This is a genomic window from Virgibacillus kimchii, assembly GCF_055379185.1.
Map to the genome: position 1 here is coordinate 1,248,366 of NZ_AP043951.1, position 21,231 is coordinate 1,269,596.

General features: G+C 40.0%; 17 protein-coding genes, 2 tRNA genes and 1 other annotated feature. Of the genes, 6 read left to right on the forward strand and 13 right to left on the reverse strand.

Features of this window, described 5'->3' with window-relative positions:
• Positions 1-8: 8 nt before the first annotated feature.
• Positions 9-259: a binding site (T-box leader), on the reverse strand.
• A 144-nt stretch (positions 260-403) separates the two neighbouring features.
• Positions 404-592, forward strand: a complete 189-nt coding sequence (locus ACZ42C_RS06430; protein WP_461181778.1) for a hypothetical protein — start codon at positions 404-406, stop codon at positions 590-592.
• On the opposite strand, the gene ACZ42C_RS06435 is transcribed toward ACZ42C_RS06430, so the two are convergent.
• The 8 genes from ACZ42C_RS06435 to hemA form a co-directional block, all read right to left on the reverse strand.
• Positions 589-1,605 carry a hypothetical protein gene (locus tag ACZ42C_RS06435; protein WP_461181777.1) on the reverse strand — a complete coding sequence of 339 codons (1,017 nt, stop codon included), beginning with the start codon at positions 1,603-1,605 and terminating at the stop codon, positions 589-591. The two genes, ACZ42C_RS06430 and ACZ42C_RS06435, sit on opposite strands and share 4 nt — an antisense overlap.
• Positions 1,606-1,926: 321 nt before the next feature.
• Positions 1,927-2,985 (reverse strand): stage VI sporulation protein D, encoded by a 1,059-nt coding sequence (gene spoVID, locus ACZ42C_RS06440; RefSeq protein ID WP_461181776.1) that lies wholly within the window; start codon positions 2,983-2,985, stop codon positions 1,927-1,929.
• Between the two features lie 208 nt (positions 2,986-3,193).
• Positions 3,194-4,477: a glutamate-1-semialdehyde 2,1-aminomutase gene (gene hemL / locus ACZ42C_RS06445; protein ID WP_461181775.1), complete on the reverse strand. Its 1,284-nt coding sequence runs from the start codon at positions 4,475-4,477 to the stop codon at positions 3,194-3,196.
• A gap of 197 nt (positions 4,478-4,674) precedes the next feature.
• Positions 4,675-5,649 (reverse strand): porphobilinogen synthase, encoded by a 975-nt coding sequence (hemB, locus tag ACZ42C_RS06450; RefSeq protein ID WP_461181774.1) that lies wholly within the window; start codon positions 5,647-5,649, stop codon positions 4,675-4,677.
• Positions 5,649-6,419: a uroporphyrinogen-III synthase gene (locus ACZ42C_RS06455; RefSeq protein WP_461181773.1), complete on the reverse strand. Its 771-nt coding sequence runs from the start codon at positions 6,417-6,419 to the stop codon at positions 5,649-5,651. The genes hemB and ACZ42C_RS06455 overlap by 1 nt, the downstream gene beginning before the upstream one ends.
• The gene (gene hemC / locus ACZ42C_RS06460; RefSeq protein ID WP_461181772.1) at positions 6,419-7,348 is read right to left on the reverse strand and encodes a hydroxymethylbilane synthase; all 930 of its coding nucleotides are present in this window, start codon (positions 7,346-7,348) and stop codon (positions 6,419-6,421) included. The genes ACZ42C_RS06455 and hemC overlap by 1 nt, the downstream gene beginning before the upstream one ends.
• A 36-nt stretch (positions 7,349-7,384) precedes the next feature.
• Positions 7,385-8,203 carry a cytochrome c biogenesis protein CcsA gene (ccsA, locus tag ACZ42C_RS06465; protein ID WP_461181771.1) on the reverse strand — a complete coding sequence of 273 codons (819 nt, stop codon included), beginning with the start codon at positions 8,201-8,203 and terminating at the stop codon, positions 7,385-7,387.
• Between the two features lie 17 nt (positions 8,204-8,220).
• Positions 8,221-9,591: a glutamyl-tRNA reductase gene (gene hemA, locus ACZ42C_RS06470; protein WP_461181770.1), complete on the reverse strand. Its 1,371-nt coding sequence runs from the start codon at positions 9,589-9,591 to the stop codon at positions 8,221-8,223.
• Positions 9,592-9,839: 248 nt separating this feature from the next.
• On the opposite strand from hemA, the gene ACZ42C_RS06475 reads away from it, so the two are divergent.
• Positions 9,840-10,322, forward strand: coding sequence for a LiaI-LiaF-like domain-containing protein (locus ACZ42C_RS06475; RefSeq protein WP_461181769.1), 483 nt, complete (start codon positions 9,840-9,842; stop codon positions 10,320-10,322).
• A gap of 84 nt (positions 10,323-10,406) precedes the next feature.
• On the opposite strand, the gene yihA is transcribed toward ACZ42C_RS06475, so the two are convergent.
• From yihA to ACZ42C_RS06500, 5 genes are all read right to left on the reverse strand, one after another.
• On the reverse strand, positions 10,407-10,988 hold the full coding sequence (gene yihA / locus ACZ42C_RS06480; protein WP_461181768.1) for a ribosome biogenesis GTP-binding protein YihA/YsxC: 582 nt from the start codon (positions 10,986-10,988) through the stop codon (positions 10,407-10,409).
• Positions 10,975-13,305: an endopeptidase La gene (gene lon, locus ACZ42C_RS06485; protein WP_461181767.1), complete on the reverse strand. Its 2,331-nt coding sequence runs from the start codon at positions 13,303-13,305 to the stop codon at positions 10,975-10,977. Before lon ends, yihA begins: the two co-directional genes overlap by 14 nt.
• Positions 13,306-13,894: 589 nt before the next feature.
• Positions 13,895-15,172, reverse strand: coding sequence for an ATP-dependent protease ATP-binding subunit ClpX (clpX, locus tag ACZ42C_RS06490; RefSeq protein ID WP_461181766.1), 1,278 nt, complete (start codon positions 15,170-15,172; stop codon positions 13,895-13,897).
• A 296-nt stretch (positions 15,173-15,468) separates the two neighbouring features.
• Positions 15,469-16,773 carry a trigger factor gene (gene tig / locus ACZ42C_RS06495; RefSeq protein WP_461181765.1) on the reverse strand — a complete coding sequence of 435 codons (1,305 nt, stop codon included), beginning with the start codon at positions 16,771-16,773 and terminating at the stop codon, positions 15,469-15,471.
• A gap of 131 nt (positions 16,774-16,904) precedes the next feature.
• Complete coding sequence (locus ACZ42C_RS06500; RefSeq protein ID WP_461181764.1) at positions 16,905-17,885, reverse strand: tetratricopeptide repeat protein; 981 nt, start codon at positions 17,883-17,885, stop codon at positions 16,905-16,907.
• 333 nt (positions 17,886-18,218) lie between these two features.
• Between ACZ42C_RS06500 and ACZ42C_RS06505 the strand changes: the two genes are divergently transcribed.
• The 4 genes from ACZ42C_RS06505 (at position 18,219) to ACZ42C_RS06520 (ending at position 21,230) form a co-directional block, all read left to right on the forward strand.
• The gene (locus ACZ42C_RS06505) at positions 18,219-19,085 is read left to right on the forward strand and encodes a MurR/RpiR family transcriptional regulator (RefSeq protein WP_464891338.1); all 867 of its coding nucleotides are present in this window, start codon (positions 18,219-18,221) and stop codon (positions 19,083-19,085) included.
• Positions 19,086-19,189: 104 nt separating this feature from the next.
• Complete coding sequence (locus ACZ42C_RS06510) at positions 19,190-20,557, forward strand: aspartate aminotransferase family protein (protein WP_461181762.1); 1,368 nt, start codon at positions 19,190-19,192, stop codon at positions 20,555-20,557.
• Positions 20,558-21,074: 517 nt separating this feature from the next.
• Positions 21,075-21,148 (forward strand) — tRNA-Gly (locus tag ACZ42C_RS06515).
• Positions 21,149-21,156: 8 nt separating this feature from the next.
• Positions 21,157-21,230 (forward strand) — tRNA-Arg (locus ACZ42C_RS06520).
• Position 21,231: the final 1 nt, after the last annotated feature.

The following is a 21,231-nucleotide window of genomic DNA, read 5'->3' on the forward strand; positions in this document are numbered from 1 at the left end:
CATCCTTAATAAAGGACGAAAAGGGCATGATTTCCGTGGTACCACCTTTGTTTACAGATCAGTAAATACACCTCTGTACACTTCATTGTTTTAACGGTACATTTACCGGCACTCTTCTACTGTTACAGTATCATCTACTGCAAGTTCAAAGAAGCTGTATCCAGGGCGACCTTCCAGCAAAAACATTCCGGGAAATTCTCAGCAATCATTCCCTCTCTGTTGGTGTTTTTCCTGTACTCTTCCCTATCATAACATTTAAATTATTGACTGTTACAACATATTTTATCGATAAGTTTGTGACGCGTCAAGCCTTTATTAAAGTTGTTGCACAAAGTACCTCTTCCTATACATAGTATATTATAAAGTTCCTTGAAAATGAAACCTTCCGAAAAGAGGTGAGGACATGGCTCGATATTATCGTTACCGCCTGCCGCCGTGGGCGTTAAAATGCATTCTGATAGCAGAAAAAGTTACGCTGCCGATTCTTATATTCCAGCTGGTTCGCACATTATTTTTCCCGACAACTTTGGATGTCTTTCTGCTCGGTATCATCGTGTTTATTTATATTTGTTTTTCTCTTGGCTGGATTTAACTATCCAGTTCATCTAAATCCAATGTATCATATTCGTTTTCCACATACCGGGACCACTTTAACCCGAAAAGTATTTGCCGATAGGTTTGCTGAAGTATTTTCGTTTGATGCATCATTGATTCACCGGACTTGCGCTCAGTGTAGTTTTGCACGATAGTTAAATAGGGGGTCGGATCTAAAAGGTGGATGGTAAGTATGTAAAGCTCTATTTTGGTTAATTCATTTTCATTCATATAATTTTTGAATAAATCAATGGCTTCATCTGTTGGAGCATAATAGTTTTTCATTTCATTCTTATAAAAGGAGACCAAGTCCCTTGTTGGATTGTCATATCGTACATTTTCCCAATTAATCAAATGCAACTGTCGGGTTTTTAACATATGACTGAATTCCAAATTGCAATGACATAAGCTTATACTCCATGGAATCGTATCCTCCTCTATTTCCATTAATTGCTCAATGCGTCTCTTCATTTCCATGAGAGAGTACTCGACGTCTCGAAAATGGGTGCAGACGGACAATTCGAATGGGGACATAAATCGGTTCTTCTCAAATTGTTCCACAAATCCGAGAAGTGATTGCTGTACATGATCACAATATGATCTGTATTCCCGGAAACCAGGGAGAAATTCCGATGTCTCAGCAGTTTGTACTTGCCTTGTTCTGGCATGAATATATGCGATTGTGCGATAAAATTGCTCAATCGTTTTTTTATCCTTTTGTACCACTGCTTCTTCCAGCCAAGGACTCAAGTAATAAATATGTTGATTTTGAATTGCATACAGTTCCCCTTTTGCTGTCAGATATACCGGTAACACAGAATTAAGATTCTGGTGGTATGCCTGTTCATATACGTGCTTCCATATCCGGGCTTCGTGCTCATTATTCAGGATGCTTCTTTTTAAGGCATAGTCCCTGTTCCCATCACTAACTTTATACACATTTTCAGTGATTTGTTCGATATGCAGTGGGTATATATTATAGGCAGCAAGCACTTTTTGAACAATTTCCATGTTTATTCAGCCCCTATAAAACTATTTTGGCCTTTAAAAAAACAGAAAGCTGGTTTGCACGACGATGCAAACCTCATATTCCAAAGGGCAAGTAATGGAGCCGAAAGTGAGTAAAGCTCCGTATGTTGCTCCAGCTAAGATATAAGACATCTATTACTTCTGTAAAAATTTTGCTCCCCCCAGCTACTTTAACATCACAGTAGCAAAATGGTATAACTAAGTAAGCTTCACACAAGCAGGGCAGCGGTTTCCTGATAAGATAATCCGCACTGCCCATGTCTGTGTTTTTCACTTTCTTCAAATGAAACTGAAGTACTTTATCTAGTATGGTATATATAATAATTGTCCTGTTCTGATTTCAAAATCATTGTCCAGCCCGTTTTGCTTAATTAATTGCAATGCAGTTACCTGATACCGCTCTGCAATTGTTTCAATCGTATCTTTTTCCTGCACAATGCATAACCTGACCTTTGCAAATTCTTCTTCCTCTTCTGCGCGGAACATCGCGGATAAATAATCCACATCTTCTTCCAACTTTTCTTCTCTGTCATCACTGCTGATTTCGTAAGTCATCGACGAAGATTCATTTTCCGATGTTTCCAACCATCCCTCTGAAGAAATATCTGATTCTGAGCTGGAGGCAGAACTGCTTTCCGACTCACTGGAAGGCATTTGAGCAAAAAACTCTTTTAATGTTTTTGTTTCCTTATACTTCCACCTGTCTTTTTCTCCGGATTCCTCTTTAGCATTTTCTTCTTCCGGTATTTCTTTTTGTTCTTCCAAAACCGGTAAATGATCTGTATGAAGAGACTCAAATGACTCAGAAGAAGTTTCAGCCTGATCCTTCACTTCGAATTGAAAACTTTCATTTTCCCTTATGTCTTCCGTTTCCTCTTCTTTCCGTGAACCCTCCATACTTTCGTTTTCCTGATCTTTCATCGTTTCATGAATGCCATGAATCTCAATGGTGGAATACAGCCTCAGTAAATCTTCTTTCGGCAATTCATAATCAAAGGATTCAATATAGACGGTCACATCATTTAAATCTGTGATTCTATAAGTTGGCACAGAAATTTCCACAGGAAAACGATGGATGAACGTCGTATCTCCATCGTCTGAATCAACGACCCGCTCTACATAATGTTTGGACTCAAATTGATCCGGATTAATTACTTCTTCTTCCTGCTCTGTTTCATAAGTCTTCTTTTGGTACTCCCCCTTAAGTTCAATGACCCCTCTAATTGAAATATAGTCCTTATATGGTTCTATGGTTATATCCGGATCAAGTGAAATTCCTTTCATTTCATCTACTTCCTGTCCTTTTTCAAAATAAATGGATTCATTCAATTCAAAACGGAATGTCTGATTTCCTTGTGACAACGGATTTCCTCCCTTCCTAATATACTCCATATATTCCTGTCTAAATTAACTATATGAACCTGCATGCAAGAATATGCTAATTTAAGTGCTGCTGGGGCAGGTTGATAAGTGCAATACTTGTGGACGAAAGGCCGACTGCACTGCTGCTGCAATTAAAAAAAGCTATTCCCCGTCGAAGGAATAGCTTTGTACTCTTACTACAATATATTCAATTTAACTTAGAGAATGCATAGTCAACAGCCTCGATTGTTTTTTCAATATCATCATCTGTATGAGCAGTCGACAAAAATAATCCTTCAAATTGCGAAGGTGGCAAAAATACGCCCTTTTCGATCATTGCCCGGTAATATTTAGCGAAATGATCCAAATTGGATGATTGTGCGGTCTCATAATTGATCACTTTCTCGTCTGTAAAGAAAACGCCAACCATGGAACCTGCTCGGTTTATATGAATTGGAATATTATATGCTGCTGCTGCTTTTTCGAATCCTTCCACTAATCGGTCTGCTTTTTTATTAATCTCCGTATAGGCTTCTTCATCCAATGCGCTTAATGTTTCATAGCCAGCAGTCATAGCAAGCGGATTACCGGAAAGTGTTCCTGCCTGATAAATGTTACCGGTCGGTGCTACTTTTTCCATTATTTCCTTTTTACCACCGTATGCACCTACTGGCAGACCTCCGCCAATCACCTTTCCTAAACAGGTTAAATCAGGGGTAACGCCAAAATGCCCCTGCGCACATTTATATCCTACCCGGAAACCTGTCATTACTTCATCAAATATAAGCAGGGAGCCATTATCTTCCGTGACTTTTCTTAACTTTTCCAGGAATTGATCAACCGGAGGAACCACACCCATATTTCCGGAAACAGGTTCCACGATAACAGCGGCTATATCTTCTCCGAACTCTTTAAATGCGTAATCTACACTTTCCATATCATTATATGGAACAGTAATCGTATTTTGCGCAATGGATTCAGGTACACCTGGACTGTCCGGCAAACCTAAAGTAGCCACTCCGGATCCTGCTTTAATAAGCAGAGAATCCCCATGCCCATGATAATTGCCTTCAAACTTAAGGATCTTGTCTCTTCCGGTATAACCCCTTGCTAAAGGCAACGCACTCATCGTCGCTTCCGTCCCTGAATTTACCATGCGAACCATTTCTACGGAAGGTACACGTTCAATAACAAGATTAGCTAATTTATTTTCCAAAATAGATGGGGCACCAAAGCTTGTTCCTTTTGCAGCTGTTTCTTGCAGCTTGCCCACAACACGGTCATCAGCATGTCCTAAAATAAGAGGTCCCCAACTTAATACATAATCAATATACTCATTTCCGTCAATATCCCTGATTTTGGATCCTTTGCCCGATTCCATGAAAATCGGTGACATGCCAACAGATTTAAAGGCACGGACCGGTGAATTTACTCCCCCCGGCATTAACTCAACAGCTTCTTTGTACGCATCAACAGAATTATCGAATTTCATTCATCATCACCCTTACCTCATTAGTTTATTGCAGGTTATATTGGCCGGCCAATAATATTGTAACGTCCCTGGATCGCATTCCATGAATGGCCATTGAGTAGTTTTATAAGAATCATCAGCCAGTAAAAGAACCAGAATTGTTCAACCAGCGATCAGGGGGTCAAAATCCATCTCTGATTTTAATGGTTCAGCTTATATTATTCATTCAACCATTTTGCTGCATCTTTTGCAAAGTATGTGATAATTAAATCGGCTCCTGCCCGCTTCATGGATGTCAACTTTTCCAGTACAATTTCCCTTTCATCGATCCAGCCGTTTAGCGCTGCAGCTTTTACCATGGAATATTCACCACTTACGTTATAAGCAACTACAGGTGCTTCAAAATTATTCCTCACGTCACGAATAATATCCAAATATGAAAAGGCTGGCTTAACAATAAGGAAGTCTGCACCTTCCAACATATCCGATTCTGCTTCACGCAATGCCTCCCGACGGTTGGCATGATCCATTTGATATGTTTTGCGGTCACCAAATTGCGGTGTGCTGTCTGCTGCATCACGGAACGGACCATAAAAAGCAGAGGCGTACTTGATGGCATAGGACATGATTGGGATATTTTGATAACCTGCTTCATCGAGCGCCTCACGAATTACGGTAACAAACCCGTCCATCATATTGGATGGAGCAATAATATCCGCTCCCGCTTCCGCCTGGGACACAGCTGTTTTCGCATGCAGCTTTAACGATTCATCATTATCCACGTCCCCTTCATGAATGACGCCGCAATGACCATGCGAAGTATACTCACATAAGCAGGTATCGGCAATAATAAGTATTTCGGGGAATTCCTTTTTCAGAAAACGAGTAGCTTCCTGAACAATACCGCTGGAAATAAACGCTCCGGTTCCTTTTTCATCCTTCTCTTTCGGCACTCCGAACAATAGCACTGCTTTAATCCCCAAACGCTGAACTTCCGCCACTTCTTCCTGCAGGTGATCAAGGGATACTTGAAAAATTCCCGGCATGGAAGGTACTTCGTTTTTTACATTTTCCCCTTCCACAACGAATAATGGATAGATCAGGTCATCAACGTGAAGATGGGTTTCCCGTACCAAAGAACGCATTGCACTTGAAGTGCGTAATTTTCGGTGACGGTCAAAACTATTGGTCATTACTCATCAAGCTCCTTTTTCGAAAGATACTTTCCCAATCTGTGAATCATTCCGTCTATAGTAAACTCCTCAGGCACTAATATGGATTGAAAATCTAATTGTTTTGCTCTTTTTTCTGTCGTAGTTCCAATACATACGACCGGCACTTCCAAATTCACCTGGGCCATTGCACGATATGCTTCAACGGAAGAAGGGCTCGTAAATGTAATAAAATCAATTTCACCTGTATTCAACGTATCATTTAAACGTGATTTCATATCCATTCGGGAGCCTGTTTCATACACTTCCATGGCATCATATTTTATCGATCGGCTTTCAAATGCAGCCGGAAGAATATCGAGGGATTTGCTGCCTCTGACAATGAGTACAGGAGACACATCATTATAAACCTGAAAAAATTCCTTTGCCATCACTTCCGCATTATAAACAGATGGAATAAAAGCAGCATTAAACCCATGATTTTTTAGTGCATCTCCTGTTTTATGGCCCACTGCAGCAAGGGTTACCGTTTTTAAAAACTGTGTATCGATTTGATATGAATCAGCTAATTTGAAAAAACAATGTACTCCATTCGAACTTGTGAAAAATATCCATTTATAGTTTGCCAACTGTTTAAAGAAAGTAATATTCTCCTGATGATCTTTACATGAAATTTGTAAAAGAGGTACTTCAATCGGAACCCCTCCATATTGACGGATTTTCGCAGCGAATTGCCTCCCCTGCTTTTCCTCTCTCGTTACAAGAATCCTTTTTCCATGTAATGACACCATCAGTTGTCAAGCTCCTCTTTTACGCTTTCCACAATTTCTTTTGCTCCCTGTTTGATCAGACGGTCGGCAGCTTCTTTTCCGACAGCTTCAGGATCTTCTCCGCGTACTTCTTCCTTAAGAATCGTTTTGCCGTCCGGCGTGCCAACCAATGCTGTCAGGACTACATCCTCATTTTCCAAATAGGCATAACCTCCGATTGGCACCTGACATCCACCCTCCAGTAAATGAAGGAAAGTTCTTTCAGCTCCAATCGTTCTGGCTGTATATTCATCATGAATAGATGATAGAATTTCCCTTAACTCATCATCTTCCTCACGGCATTCTATGGCCAGTGCTCCCTGGCCGACAGCAGGCACACATACATCCGGCTCCAGGTATTCCGTGATCAGATCTTCACTTAATCCCACCCGTTTCAATCCGGAGACCGCTAAAATAATTGCATCAAAATCCTCTTCATTCAGTTTTTTAAGCCGGGTTTCTATATTTCCGCGAATCCATTTAATTTGTACATCCGGTCTTTCTGCAAGCATCTGTGCGGACCGCCGCAGACTGCTGGTACCAATAATCGCACCCTCAGGCAAGTCCTGTAAAGCTATATTATTTTTTGAAATAAAGGCATCCCTGTGGTCCTCTCTTACCGGAATTGACGTTATCATAAGTCCCGGCGGCATTTCTGAAGGCATATCCTTCATACTATGTACGGCCAAATCAATTTCCTTATTATACATCGCCTGTTCAATTTCCTTCACAAAAAGACCTTTCCCGCCTACCTTTGATAAGGTAACATCGAGAATCTGGTCTCCTTTAGTTACGATTTTTTTCACTTCAAAATCGTTTTTTACACCTGCTTTTTTCAATTGCTCAATGACCCAGTTTGTTTGTGTCAGGGCAAGATTACTCTTTCTTGAACCTACAATAATTTTACGCATCTTTTTTCCTCCTTAACATGGTCTCCAAGCTTCCGCTTAAATATGAAATCCGGACAGCAGGCTGAATAAAAAGAAATTAATCAGCATAAATAAAAAGGCTGCTGCATTATAAACTGCTATGGACTTCCCTCTATAGCCTGTTCCAAGTCTCAGAATTAAGAACAGGCTGTACACTGCCAATAAAAGTATTGATCCAATAGTTTTTATATCCACCCAGTAAAATTCCGACTGGGAAACATAAGCCCACACTATCCCCAAAATGATTCCTATCAATAATATTGGAACACCGATGGAAATGGCACGGAACGCATGGATATCCAGTGCCTGCAAATCCCCAAAGCGCCAAATCCACTTTATGGCTCTTTTTTCTTTTAACAACCGATATTGTATCAGATACATAAGGGAAAACAAAAATGATATTGTAAAGAACCCATAGGAAAGGATGGACAAAGTAATATGGGAGATTAAAATCTCATGTGCAAACTGTGCCCCTTCCGGCTGCCGCATTTCCCTGGCTATAGTGGATGTATATAAAAGAAAAACAAAAAAGCTGAAAACATTCGTAAAAAACACAATGAAATGAATGGATAATAACCGATTAAAAACAATTGCCAACGTTAGCAGTACCCAAGCATAAAAAAACAAACTGGCATTCAATGTCAATAACGGAATATTATTTTTTATAAGCACCTGGTACAATAAAAAAACGGTTTGAAAAAGCCAAACCATAGTAAGTAACCGGAAGGCTATTTGCTTCACCTTCCGATTATGCCAGATAAAGTCATAAAAGTAGCTGATGAGACTTAAAACATACAAAATAAGAATGATTTCATATACCCATTTCCATTCAGCCATATAGGGTGTCCTTCCTCTTAAATGGTCTGTATTTTTTTTCGCAGGGCAAATGCACGTTCATTCGCTTTTAACTTTATCATCGTTTCATTTTTTTTTGCCTGTTTTTCAAATTCTTCTTTTACTTCTGCTTCAATACCGAAAATATCGATAAACAAATCCAGGGATTCCTCTGCCTGGTCACTTGCCGCCAGTTCTTTCGCCTGAGTTACCGGTTCTTTTAAAAGCTGATTAATAATGCTTTTCGTATGCTTTCTCAAAACTTTCTTTTCCCGTTCAGTCAGGTCGGGAATTTTCCGCTCAATGCTTTTCATGGTCTCCGCCTGGATGGATAGGGCTTTATGTCTTAAAGCCGAGATTACCGGAACTACTCCCAACGTTTTTACCCATTCTTTAAAATTCACGATCTCTTCTTCCAGCAGTAACTCAATTTTTTCAGCTGCGGCCTTGCGAGCTTCAAGGTTTTTATCCACCACATGCTGCAAGTCATCAATATCATATAGAAAAACATTATCCAATTTACTTATTTCAGGATCAATATCCCTTGGAACGGCGATATCGACTAAAAACAGAGGGCGGCCTTTCCTTTTCTTCTGAATGTCAGCCACAGTTTCTCTTGTCAAAACAATGTCTCTTGCAGCGGTAGAACTAATTAAAATATCTGCTTCTTCCAAGAGGTTATCAAGTTGATCCAGGGTTTCCGCTTTTGCATTATATGGTGCTGCGGCTTTTTCCGCTTTTTCCAATGTCCGGTTTACGACGGTAATATTCGTTGCCCCGGCACCATGAATATTCTTAAGTGCAAGTTCTCCCATTTCCCCTGCTCCGAGTACTGCAACCTGTTTGTTTTTCAAATCACCAAAGATCTTTGTTGCAAGTTCTACGGCAGCATAACTGATGGAAACTGCCTGTTCGCCAATAGCCGTTTCTTTATGCATTCGTTTCCCAAAGGTAATTGCCTGTTTAAACAGCTCATTAAAAATTGTTCCGGTTGTTTTCAGTTGCTGGGAAGTGAGAAAGGATTCCTTTACCTGCCCCAGAATTTGCGTTTCACCAAGAACCATGGAATCAAGCCCGGTGGATACACGGAATAAATGCTCCATCGCACCGTCATCCTCCGTAATATGAAGATAAGTCGAAAAATCAGATTTATCTATTTGGAACCAATCGGATAGAAATTGCTTAATATAGTAACGTCCAGTATGAAGCTGATCTACAACAGCATAAATTTCAGTCCTGTTGCATGTGGATATAATTACATTTTCTAGAATGCTCTTCCGTTCCTTTAACTCAATCATTGCTTTATGCAATGAATCCTCTGTAAATGTAAGCTTTTCCCTAATTTCAACAGGGGCTGTTTTATAATTAAAGCCGACTTTCAATATATGCACTTGATCTACCCCCACATGAATACTTTAAAATGACAACTTTATGTTTAAGACAATTCTCCATGATTATATAAGTTATTATTTTATACACTTTATTCATTATTATAACATGCCGAAAAAGCAGTTTTCTGGTAAAATGTGAACAGAATCTGAAACTTTACTTACATACAATCGTATAGGAGTTGTATACGGTTGTACTCTATCATAAGAAAATGTGAGAAGCAAGCAATTGAAGCGAAAGGCGGGGTTCGTTGAAAAAACAGCAATCCATTGGAGCTTATATATTAATCGGAATAGGTGTTTTCTTTCTGCTCAGACAATTAAAGGTACCTATTCTTACAAATTTTTATTCGTGGCAAACGATTGTTATTATTATTGGATTGGCCTTTTTAATACATAGCTATAAAACAAAGAGCTATCAGAATATTTTCAGTGGTATTGTCCTATTGGGGATTGGCATTCATTTTCACGGCTTGGAACATTATACATTCTGGATTGATCATTGGGCAGTATATATTTTGATTATTGGTATGGCATTTCTGATCCGATCTACAAAAACAAAGGATAGCTTTTTAATCGGAATATTGCTTTCAGGGTTAGCTGTTCTCCTGCTTTTCCCTTTCAACTTGCCTGATTGGTTAAGCTGGATTTATATTGTTTTTGAATTAGTGGAAAGGTATTGGGCAATCATATTAATTATTATAGGTATTTATTTGCTTAGAAGAGGGAAATAGAAGGCTGGGCAGGAGGGACGAATCTTTTCAGTGGAATGAACATTTAGTGCATTCCCAGGTTCCTCCCCCCCTATCCTTCACTTTCTACAAAAAAGCCCGTAAAAGCCGCCAAGCTTCCTCTTTTCCTTCTCCTGTTTCCGCTGAGAACGGTAAGAGCACATCGCCCTGTTCTATCTGAAATGCGCTGCTCGCGCGCTTCATATGAGCTGCCCTTTTGCTTTTTGATACTTTATCAAGTTTTGTAGCTACAATAATAACCGGAAGATCGTAATACTTTAAAAAATCATACATCTGCAAATCATCACCGCTTGGTTCATGACGTAGGTCCGTAATCAGTAATACAGCCTGAAGCGTATCTCTTGTTTGGAAATACTCCTCCATCATCACTCCCCATTTTTCTCTTTCCTTTTTGGAAACTTTTGCATAGCCATAGCCGGGAACATCAACAAAATAAAATGCCTGATTAATTTTATAAAAGTTCAACGTTTGTGTTTTTCCCGGTTTGGACGACGTGCGGGCAAGATTCTTCCGATGGATCAGTCTGTTGATAAAAGAAGACTTTCCCACATTCGACCTGCCGGCTAATGCAAATTCCGGCAAGCCATCATTAGGGTACTGTTTTTTACTTACTGCACTGATGACAATCTCCGCATTAGTTACCTTCATGCTGCTTCCCCTTCAATGCGTATTCCAGTACTTGGTCCAAGTGGTTTACTTTTATAAATGTTAAATCGCTGCGTACACTTTCGGGAATATCTTCTATATCCTTTTCATTTTCTTCCGGTATAATAATAGTAGTAATACCAGCACGATGGGCACTTAGCGACTTTTCCTTCAGCCCGCCAATGGGCAGAACACGCCCTCGCAATGTAATTTCCCCTGTCATCCCCACTTCTTTCCTGACTGCCCTTCCGGTTAAGGCGGAAACAAGTGCAGTTGCCATTGTAATACCTGCTGAAGGTCCGTCCTTCGGTGTTGCTCCTTCAGGAACGTGGATATGAATATCATTTTCTTCATGGAAATCAGGATCAATATTTAATTCATGTGCCCGTGAACGGATATAACTGAACGCCGCCTGGGCCGATTCACGCATCACTTCTCCCAATTTTCCTGTAAGTGTTAATTTCCCTTTGCCCGGATAATAGGTTACTTCAATGGATAAAGTGTCACCGCCTGCCGTAGTGTAAGCGAGTCCGGTGGCGGCACCAACCTGGTCTTCTTTTTCCATCATTCCGTAACGGTACATGGGCTTACCAAGTAGATCTTCCATGCTGTTCTCCGTAACAATGACCCGTTTTTTCTCTTTGGAAATAACAATTTTAGCCGCTTTCCGGCAAATAGTGGCCAGCTGGCGTTCCAGCCCTCTAACTCCAGCTTCCCTCGTATAACGCCGGATCAGTTTTAATAAAGCATCATCACGTATCTGCAAATTTCCTTTTTGCAATCCGTTTTCTTTTAATTGTTTTGGCAGGAGATGATCCCTTGCAATATGCATTTTCTCCACTTCAGTATATCCAGCTATAGAGATTAATTCCATGCGATCCAGAAGTGGCGAAGGAATATTGTTCACATAATTTGCCGTTGCAACAAATAGTACATTCGATAAATCATAGGTTTCCTCTATAAAATGATCACTGAATGCACTGTTTTGTTCCGGATCCAATACTTCCAGCATTGCGGATGATGGGTCTCCTCTGAAATCATTGGACATTTTATCTATTTCGTCAAGCAGAAATACCGGGTTGACCGTTTCCGCCTTTTTCATTCCCTGGATAATCCTTCCTGGCATTGCACCAATATAAGTTCTTCGGTGTCCACGGATTTCCGCTTCATCACGGACACCGCCAAGGGAGATTCTGACAAAATTACGGTTAATTGAACGGGCAATGGATTTTGCCAGGGAAGTTTTCCCGACGCCTGGAGGACCGACAAGGCATAATATCGGGCCTTTGATCGACTGGGTTAATTTTTGTACAGCCAAATATTCCAAAATCCGTTCCTTCACTTTTTCCAATCCGTAATGATCCGCATCCAGGATTTCCTCGGCATAATCAATTTCAATATTGTCCTCGGATTTTTTTGTCCATGGCAAGGCAAGCAGCCATTCCAAATAATTTCTGATGACTGAGCTTTCTGCGGAGCTTTGAGGTACTTTTTCAAACCTTCCTAATTCCTTTAACGCAACTTCCCGGATGTTTTCCGGCATATCCGATTGATCGATTTTCTCCTGTAATTCGCCCACTTCACCGGTTTTACCGTCATTTTCCCCCAATTCCCGCTGAATTGCCTTTAATTGTTCACGCAAATAATATTCCTTCTGCGTTTTTTCCATGGAACTTTTAACCCGCTGGCCAATTTTCTTCTCCAGGTCCAGTACTTTCTTCTCATTTGTTATAATTTCAATCAATTTCTGCAGTCGGGATTGCACATTAACAATTTCCAGTAATTCCTGCTTATCCTTCACTTTTAATGAGAGGTGTGAAGTAATGATGTCTGCAAGTCTGCCAGGCTCATCAATATCCGAGACAGTGGAAAATGTTTCATTGGTAATTTTTCGGGAAATCTTTACATACTGTTCAAACTGTTTTAATAAGGAGCGCATTAACGCTTCCTCTTCATTTTCATCCCCATGGACATCCTCCAGCTTTTCGATATCCACTATAAATTCATCATCTTCTTCCGTAAAAGCAGCAATTTCCCCTCTATGCAACCCTTCCACCAGAACACGTATCGTTCCATTCGGAAGTTTAAGCATTTGTTTTACAGTTGCAAGGGTTCCTATTTTATATATGTCTTTTGGCTTGGGATCTTCCATACTTACTTTCTTCTGGGCTGCAAGAAATATGGATTGATCACCCATCATTGCCTTTTCCAGTGCTGCAATTGATTTATCCCTTCCCACATCAAGGTGAAGCACCATTGATGGAAAGATGAGCAGCCCACGTAAAGGAAGGAGGGGAACTTGAATATGTTGTTTTTTCATTGTGGGTACCTCCCTATCATTATGTAAATTAAAATATATATTCATAAAGTCTATAGAAAACCATGTTAATTGTAAAATTATATCATTGTTTTATAATGAGAAAAAATACCTTACTTATCGTTAGTATTTCCTTTACAAGCTATACTAAACTTTTGAATAAATAATGCTGATTCAAAATAGCAGCTTTCAACTTCTTCAAAAGCTCAAAACCGGATCTAATCTTTTGTTACTTATTGGAGAAGAGATCAATATCATTGGGTTTAGTTACGCAGGAAGAGAATCTCTGACAATCAAAAACAGACTCCTTAAACATTATTTCGGAAGTTGGTACATTTCCTAAGTACCACTTGTCCAAAGAAGAAGATCCGTTAATGAGAACCCGTGTCTCCAAGCACCAAAGATGCTTATCCGCTTACCGGTTGACCATGTTAAGCAATATTGGTTGCCGGAGCAAATAAAAATTTCGAGAAGCCGACTTTCCTTTGGAATTGTGTACTTTTATTCCTGCCTCTTCCGGCAAAAAAAGACTAACGGGTGCACTACGCCTGGTAATGCCACGTCAGTCTCTTCCATTCGTCTTTTTTATTAATTATGCACTTTCTCTCGGATGCTTTTTATTGCCTTCTTTGATCGTCCCGTCTTTAAAGATCAATTTGGGACTGCCATCTTCTTCAATAACGGTATCCTTGGTAATGATACATTTTTCGATATCGTCCCTTGATGGCAATTCAAACATTACATCAACCATAATGCCTTCAATAATGGAACGTAGTCCACGTGCACCAGTCTTTCTTTCAATCGCTTTACGCGCTATTTCTCTTAATGCATCTTCTTCCATTTCAAGCTCCACATCATCCATCTGGAACAACTTAACATATTGTTTGACCAGGGCATTTTTTGGTTTTGTCAGAATATCCACGAGTGCTTCTTCATCCAAAGGAGTCAGACTGCCGATTACAGGGATTCTTCCAATGAATTCCGGAATGAGTCCGTAGCGCAATAAATCTTCCGGCAATACCTTTTCCAGCAGTTCGGACATATCCAAATCCTGCTGTTGTTCATTGGCGCCAAAGCCAATTACTTTTTTGCCCAAACGGCGCTTAACAACCTGGTCGATGCCATCAAAAGCTCCGCCGACAATGAACAGGATGTTTGTCGTATCAATTTGAATAAATTCCTGGTGCGGATGCTTTCTCCCGCCTTGTGGAGGCACGCTGGCAACCGTTCCTTCCAGAATCTTCAGCAATGCCTGCTGTACACCTTCTCCGGAAACATCACGGGTAATGGAAGGGTTTTCCGACTTACGGGCAACTTTATCAATTTCATCAATATAGATAATGCCTTTTTCTGCTTTTTCCACGTCATAGTCTGCAGCCTGTATCAGCTTTAACAGAATATTTTCCACGTCTTCACCAACATAGCCGGCTTCTGTAAGTGATGTTGCATCAGCCATGGCAAACGGCACATTCAGAATTCTTGCCATTGTTTGTGCAAGCAATGTTTTCCCGCTTCCTGTCGGACCGATCATGGCAATATTACTTTTTGCCAGTTCCACATCGTCAGTTCCCTTTGTTGAATTAATACGCTTATAGTGGTTGTAAACAGCAACGGATAAATTCTTTTTCGCTTTTTCCTGGCCAATAACATAATCATCCAATGTCTCGCAGATCTCCATTGGCTTTGGAATCTCTTTTAACTCAGTTTCTTCCTCCGTACCTAATTCCTCTTCAACAATTTCAGTGCAAAGCTCAATACATTCATCACATATATATACACCAGGTCCAGCTACAAGTTTACGGACTTGTTCCTGACTTTTTCCACAAAACGAACATTTTAACTGTCCTTTTTCTTCGTTAAATTTAAACATTTCATTTCACCCCTAAAAGATCTGTATCTTTCCCTAGTCATGCATTCCTGTTTCAACATTATAGTCATCATATCAGATGGAATTCAAAAAACAAAACAATATACTTTTTAGGCCCGTACTATTTATCTATATGTTACATTTAAAAAATAATTAGCTCATATAAAAAATAGTATATCACCTGCATAATAAATGTAAAACAAGGTACGATTCCTCGCACCTTGTTTTAGGGTTTGCATGGGCAGTTTAACCGTCCCTTTTTGAACTTACTGATTTTCAAATGAGTTTCCTATACTCAATTATTCTTCATCAGCGGCACTGACTGGTTTGCTTTCCTCCAAAAGAAGATCAATTGATTTCCGTGCTTTCAGGTCTCCTTTTAGTGCGTCTGCATTTGCTCCCAGTATTTGTTTTATTTGTTCTACATCCGTGCCGTACATAGAAGCCATGTTTTCCATTTCCGCGTCAATATCTTCATCGGTAACTTCAATTTCTTCTTTGTTTGCAATCGCCTCAAGCGTAAGGTTTGTTTTCACGCGTTTTTCAGCGTCTTCTCTCATTTGCTCTTTTAATTCACTTTCATCCTGCCCGGAGAATTGACTGTACATCTCCATAGTCATTCCCTGCATTTGCAGCTGTTGTTCAAACTCTCTTACCATCTGATCCAGCTCGGTATCAATCATCGCAGAAGGAATATCAACCTCGGCATTATCGGATGCTTTTTGAACAAGGGTTTCTTTTTTCTGGTTTTCCGCATCCTGTTTCCTTTGCTTTTCAAGTTCTTCTTTTTTCTTCTTTTTCAGTTCATCCAGTGTTTCTACTTCGTCGTCCACATCTTTTGCAAACTCATCATCAAGTTCCGGTAATTCCTTATATTTTACTTCGTGGATTTTCACCTTGAATATTGCTTCTTTACCTGCTAATTCTTCTGCATGGTAATCCTCAGGGAATGTTACTTCAATCTCAGTATCTTCTCCCGATTCTTTTCCGATTAATTTTTCTTCAAATCCCGGGATGAACTGGCCGGAGCCAATTTCAAGGGAATGATTTTCACCTTTCCCGCCATCAAATGCTTCTCCATCCAAGAATCCTTCAAAGTCCATTACAACGGTATCGCCTTCTTCCACCTTGCCATCTTCTTTAACCACTAATTCGGCATGGTGTTCACGCTGATGTTCCAATTCATGATCTACATCCTCATCTGTAACTTCCACAGACTGCTCTTCCACTTCCAGACCTTTATACTCACCAAGTGTTACTTCCGGCTTCACTGTTACGTTTGCAGTAAAAACGAGAGGCTGGCCTTTTTCAATCGTTTCTATATCCACATCCGGCTGTGCAACTGGTTCAATGCCGGTCTCATCAATCGCCTTCACATAAGCATCAGGCAGTACGATATCCACAGCATCCTGATACAGTGCTTCTACACCGAAGCGGCTTTCAAATAGCTTACGCGGAATTTTCCCTTTTCGAAAACCCGGTATTTCCACATCCTTGGATACTTTCTTGAACGCCTGGTCCAACGCCTGATCAAAATCTTCCACTGAAACTTCAAACGTTAAAACCCCTTCATTTCCTTCTTTCTTTTCCCAATTTGCTGTCATGCTATTTCCCTCCAAAATCTATAGATTCCATACATTTTTTTGCAATTTTTATTGATTAACTATCCATTTCAAATTTACAACCATCTCATTATAACATAATTCATACGCCTTTCAAGTGTTTACTCCACCATCTACTCATCTATGATACTCAGGAATAATGATTCACACAAATTTATTTCCTTCAGATAGGAAGCGATCAATTCATCCGGTTCCGATATGGAATGATCTCCTTCACTTACATACTCTTTACCAATATGTATTAATGCCTGAGCTATAATTTGGGCATCTTCTGTAGGCGGCATTATTGGATACCTTACATATATATAACGGTATAAAATTTTATTTAAGAGCTTCATCAGGGATGGATTTTGCTGTTCTATCCCATCAAGATAATATACTGTTTCTTTCAGGATTTTTTGGTCTTTCAGCTCCGTTACTTCTGCAGGCTTTACCTTTAATTGAAGACCGAGTTTACGAATATGTACTTTTTCTTTTATTAATGTTTCCTGCAGCCATTGAAAAATAGCAGTTTTTACAACAGGATGTATATGTTCGTCTTTCAAAGTGGATAGTGTATGTTTATCAGGCTGCGCTTTAGATTTACGCATCCTTTCCACTAAACTCCATTGTTCGAGATGATTATCATTATGTATGGCTTGTCTGAAGTTTTCCATAAAACCAGACTGCTCGCCAATAAGTACATCTGCTTTCATTTTCTTACTTAACTCGTAAAGTTCTTTGCTTTGTTTTTCAAGCAATGGCGGCAATGATCCTTTTATATGCTCCTCTTCCACCTGTTCTATTAACAGATCATATTGGTTGGTTTGAAAAAGCAAAGTCAGGTAGATATGTAAGTAATGATAATAATCGTCATTTCCCTGCTGCATCATCTCTTCGCATATATCCTGGGCCTCATGAAACCTTTTTAATTCCATCAAACAAATAATCTTTCCTACAATTATTTCATAATGGTTTACTTTATAACTTATTAATTCTTCCAGCTTCCCCAATGCATCTTCATATCTCTTTTCCTTCATTGCCCGCAGGCTGCTTTCCTCCAGGGATGTCTTCCATTTTGGAAAAAGAACCACATTGCCGGCTTTCTTTCCCATCTGATTCCTCCTTTCCGATATAAATTCAGACAGACGTTAAATATACTTTCCCCCTTTCCGGAGGTAGTAAACATAAATGTTTCTCATGTATATTTTGTTGATTATACCATAAGTCATCCAGTGTTTTTAACCAATATTTATTCCTTTGTAACTTATTATTGTAAAAACCGGGACAATGTCAGCATTCAATTTTAACTTTCAGCATGTTATTCCATCGGATCAATAGTACTGCTTACTTTTATATTTGCCATAATGTTTGCAGGGATGCAATACAATTTGACAAATGACTTATTTTCATCTTATATGAAACAAAAGACGAACTTGGGGGAATGAATGATGAGTAAGCAAAACGTTTATGCCTTAATTGCCGAAAAACTTCCTGAAATGAGTAAATCCCAAAAAAAAATAGCTGAATATATATTGGAAAATCAGCATTCAGTGCCATTTCTTACAGTGGGAAAACTGGCGAAGCTCACCCAGGTCAGCCAGGCCACCGTTGTTCGATTTGCCACATTTTTAGGATACACAGGATACAATGAACTTCAGCAATTTATGTATGACTCTATTGAAAAGCAGCTAAATACGGTGGAGCGCCTTAAAATGGCCCGCTCGGTACATGATACATCATCCGGAATTGATGAAATATTCGAGAACGATATAGCCAATATCCGGTCCACCATGGAAAACTTGAATACGGAAGACTTTAAGAAGGCTGCCAATTACTTGATGGATGCCGAAACTATTTACATCGTAGCCAATCGCAGTGCTGTTTCCCTTGGTGTTTTTCTTCATTATTATTTGGAAATTATTTTTGGAAATGCCGAACTGGTGCAATCCAGTGAATCGGCCTTTGAACGAATGTATAACCTGAACGAAAAGGATGTCGTTATCGGCATCAGTTTCGCCCGTTATACAAAAAGCACGGTGGAAATTGTTACTCATGCAAAGGAAAAAGGAGCAAATGTGATTGCGATTACGGATGGGCTTTTATCTCCGGTCACCAGAACTGCAACTATTTCCCTCTTCACCCAAAGTAAAGTTCCATCCATTCTCGACTCATTTGTAGCACCGTTAAGTCTCATTAATACACTGATCAACTATATTGGAAAACAAATGGTTGATGAAATAGACGAAAGACTGGAAAAACTGGAGCAAATCTGGGATCGATACGATGTTTTTATACACAAGAAGGAACAATAAAAAGAAACAAAAATTTCATTTATGTTAAATAATGAAATATATATTGCATTTATTTGATTTCTTGCATATACTAATACCAAATCATATGTAAGGAGCCAATAAATATGAACGCAGAAGTATCGATGGTAAATGGTCCTAAGTCCAAATCTGCTGCTATGTTCAAACGAGCATCTGATGTAATTCCCGGTGGTGTTTCTGCCAACATCAAATATTATGAGCCTTATCCGATCGTAATGAAACATGCAAATGGCAGTAAGATTACTGATGTGGACGGAAATGACTATATTGATTATTTACTATGCTACGGAGCCCTGATTACCGGTCACGGCCATGAAAGTGTAATGCAAGCGGCAAATAAACATTTACAGCAGATAGGAACAGCTGTGTTTGGAGCACCACATGAATTGGAAATTACGCTCGCCGAAAAGTTGGTTAACTTATATTCCGGTATCGACATGATCCGCTATACCAATTCCGGATTGGAAGCAACATTATTGGCTATTCGCATGGCATCCGCCTACACAGGCAAAGAAAAGATAGGTAAGTTTGAAGGCCATTACCACGGTGGTTATAACCAAGTACTTGTCAGTATTAATCCGGATCTGGAAGAAGCCGGGGAGGAACAGGCGCCAAATACAGTCCCGGAATCAAAAGGAATTATGAAAAAAGAGCTGGAGCAAACTGTGGTTTTACCTTTTAACGACTTAGAAGGAAGCAAGGCACTTTTACGGAAGCATGCCCATGAACTTGCTGCCATTATTATTGAACCGGTGCAAAGCGGATTTATCCCGGCAGAGTTCGAGTTTATTAAAGGACTGCGGGAAATAACGAAGGAGCTTGGTATATTATTAATTTTTGATGAAGTGAAGACAGGGTTCAGAACGAGTCTTGGCGGTGCTCAACAGATTTATCATGTGTGTCCCGATTTAACGGCGCTTGGAAAAGTGCTTGGTGGCGGATATCCTGTGGGCGCAGTTGGCGGCAGGAAAGAAATAATGATGACAAGTGCACCCAATGGGTCGAGTGACATTTTTTCCGCAGGTGAACAGGGCGATAGGACAGATGTACTGTTCCACAGTGGCACATATAATGGACATCCAGTCGTGCTGGCTGCCGGGCTTGCAACCATTGAACTGCTTGAAGGAAAAGGAGTAATGGAAAGCCTAATTAATCATACAAACCTTTTACGGACCAGGCTTGAAAAACTATATGCCTCCTATCAAATCCCCATGCAAACGATAGGGATGGGAAGCATATTTAATATCGTGTTGACCGATCAACCAATACGGAATTACCGGGATATGTTACTTGCAGATGCGCCACTACGAAAAGCGATTGATCTGGAACTGCTCGACCTCGGCATCTATTGTAAACCAGGTAACCGGTATTCCATGTCGACTGTTCATCGTGGGATAGACATTGATTTTACGATAAAGGCACATGAAGAGGCAATTAGAAGAGTACTTCATTAAAAATTCTCTGTGCTTAAAGCCCGGGGTTTATAGTACCGGGCTTTTCACCTTACCGTATGGTATAATCGATACCGTAATTGCGGAATTTCCGTACGACTTCATAGGATGTTTGAAGTTAAATTTAACATTTAATGTTGACAAATAAGTTAGTAATGCATATAATAAATTTTGTCGGTAAAAATTACATACTTAATCATTTGTTCAATGCGGGTGTAGTTTAGTGGTAAAACCTCAGCCACGAGCAACGCACCCACCGAGTAAGCTTCGAGTTGCCCCGAAGCACGATACATCCTTGAATATGCTAGAAGATGCAGGGGCATGACGGGCGGCAGTAAATCTAATTGAATATATCCTTACACCATGCGGGTGTAGTTTAGTGGTAAAACCTCAGCCACGAGCAATGCACCCACCGAATAAGCTGCAAGTTGCCCCGAAGCACGATACATCCTTGAATATGCTAGAAGATACAGGGGCATGACGGGCGGCAGTAAATATAATTGAATATATCATATACCATGCGGGTGTAGTTTAGTGGTAAAACCTCAGCCTTCCAAGCTGATGACGAGGGTTCGATTCCCTTCACCCGCTCCATATCATATGTCCCGGTAGCTCAGCTGGATAGAGCAACAGACTTCTAATCTGTAGGTCGCAGGTTCGAATCCTGCTCGGGACGC

Bases quoted from the DNA above. Each gene is read 5' to 3' on its own strand.
- tig (WP_461181765.1), bottom strand. From the start codon at position 16,773: ATGACAGCAAATTGGGAAAAGAAAGAAGGAAATGAAGGGGTTTTAACG.
- hemB (WP_461181774.1), bottom strand. From the start codon at position 5,649: ATGACCAATAGTTTTGACCGTCACCGAAAATTACGCACTTCAAGTGCA.
- hemC (WP_461181772.1), bottom strand. From the start codon at position 7,348: ATGCGTAAAATTATTGTAGGTTCAAGAAAGAGTAATCTTGCCCTGACA.
- ACZ42C_RS06505 (WP_464891338.1), top strand. From the start codon at position 18,219: ATGATGAGTAAGCAAAACGTTTATGCCTTAATTGCCGAAAAACTTCCT.
- ACZ42C_RS06510 (WP_461181762.1), top strand. From the start codon at position 19,190: ATGAACGCAGAAGTATCGATGGTAAATGGTCCTAAGTCCAAATCTGCT.
- ACZ42C_RS06455 (WP_461181773.1), bottom strand. From the start codon at position 6,419: ATGGTGTCATTACATGGAAAAAGGATTCTTGTAACGAGAGAGGAAAAG.
- ACZ42C_RS06435 (WP_461181777.1), bottom strand. From the start codon at position 1,605: ATGGAAATTGTTCAAAAAGTGCTTGCTGCCTATAATATATACCCACTG.
- ACZ42C_RS06430 (WP_461181778.1), top strand. From the start codon at position 404: ATGGCTCGATATTATCGTTACCGCCTGCCGCCGTGGGCGTTAAAATGC.
- lon (WP_461181767.1), bottom strand. From the start codon at position 13,305: ATGAAAAAACAACATATTCAAGTTCCCCTCCTTCCTTTACGTGGGCTG.
- yihA (WP_461181768.1), bottom strand. From the start codon at position 10,988: ATGAAGGTAACTAATGCGGAGATTGTCATCAGTGCAGTAAGTAAAAAA.
- ccsA (WP_461181771.1), bottom strand. From the start codon at position 8,203: ATGGCTGAATGGAAATGGGTATATGAAATCATTCTTATTTTGTATGTT.
- hemL (WP_461181775.1), bottom strand. From the start codon at position 4,477: ATGAAATTCGATAATTCTGTTGATGCGTACAAAGAAGCTGTTGAGTTA.
- ACZ42C_RS06500 (WP_461181764.1), bottom strand. From the start codon at position 17,885: ATGGGAAAGAAAGCCGGCAATGTGGTTCTTTTTCCAAAATGGAAGACA.
- clpX (WP_461181766.1), bottom strand. From the start codon at position 15,172: ATGTTTAAATTTAACGAAGAAAAAGGACAGTTAAAATGTTCGTTTTGT.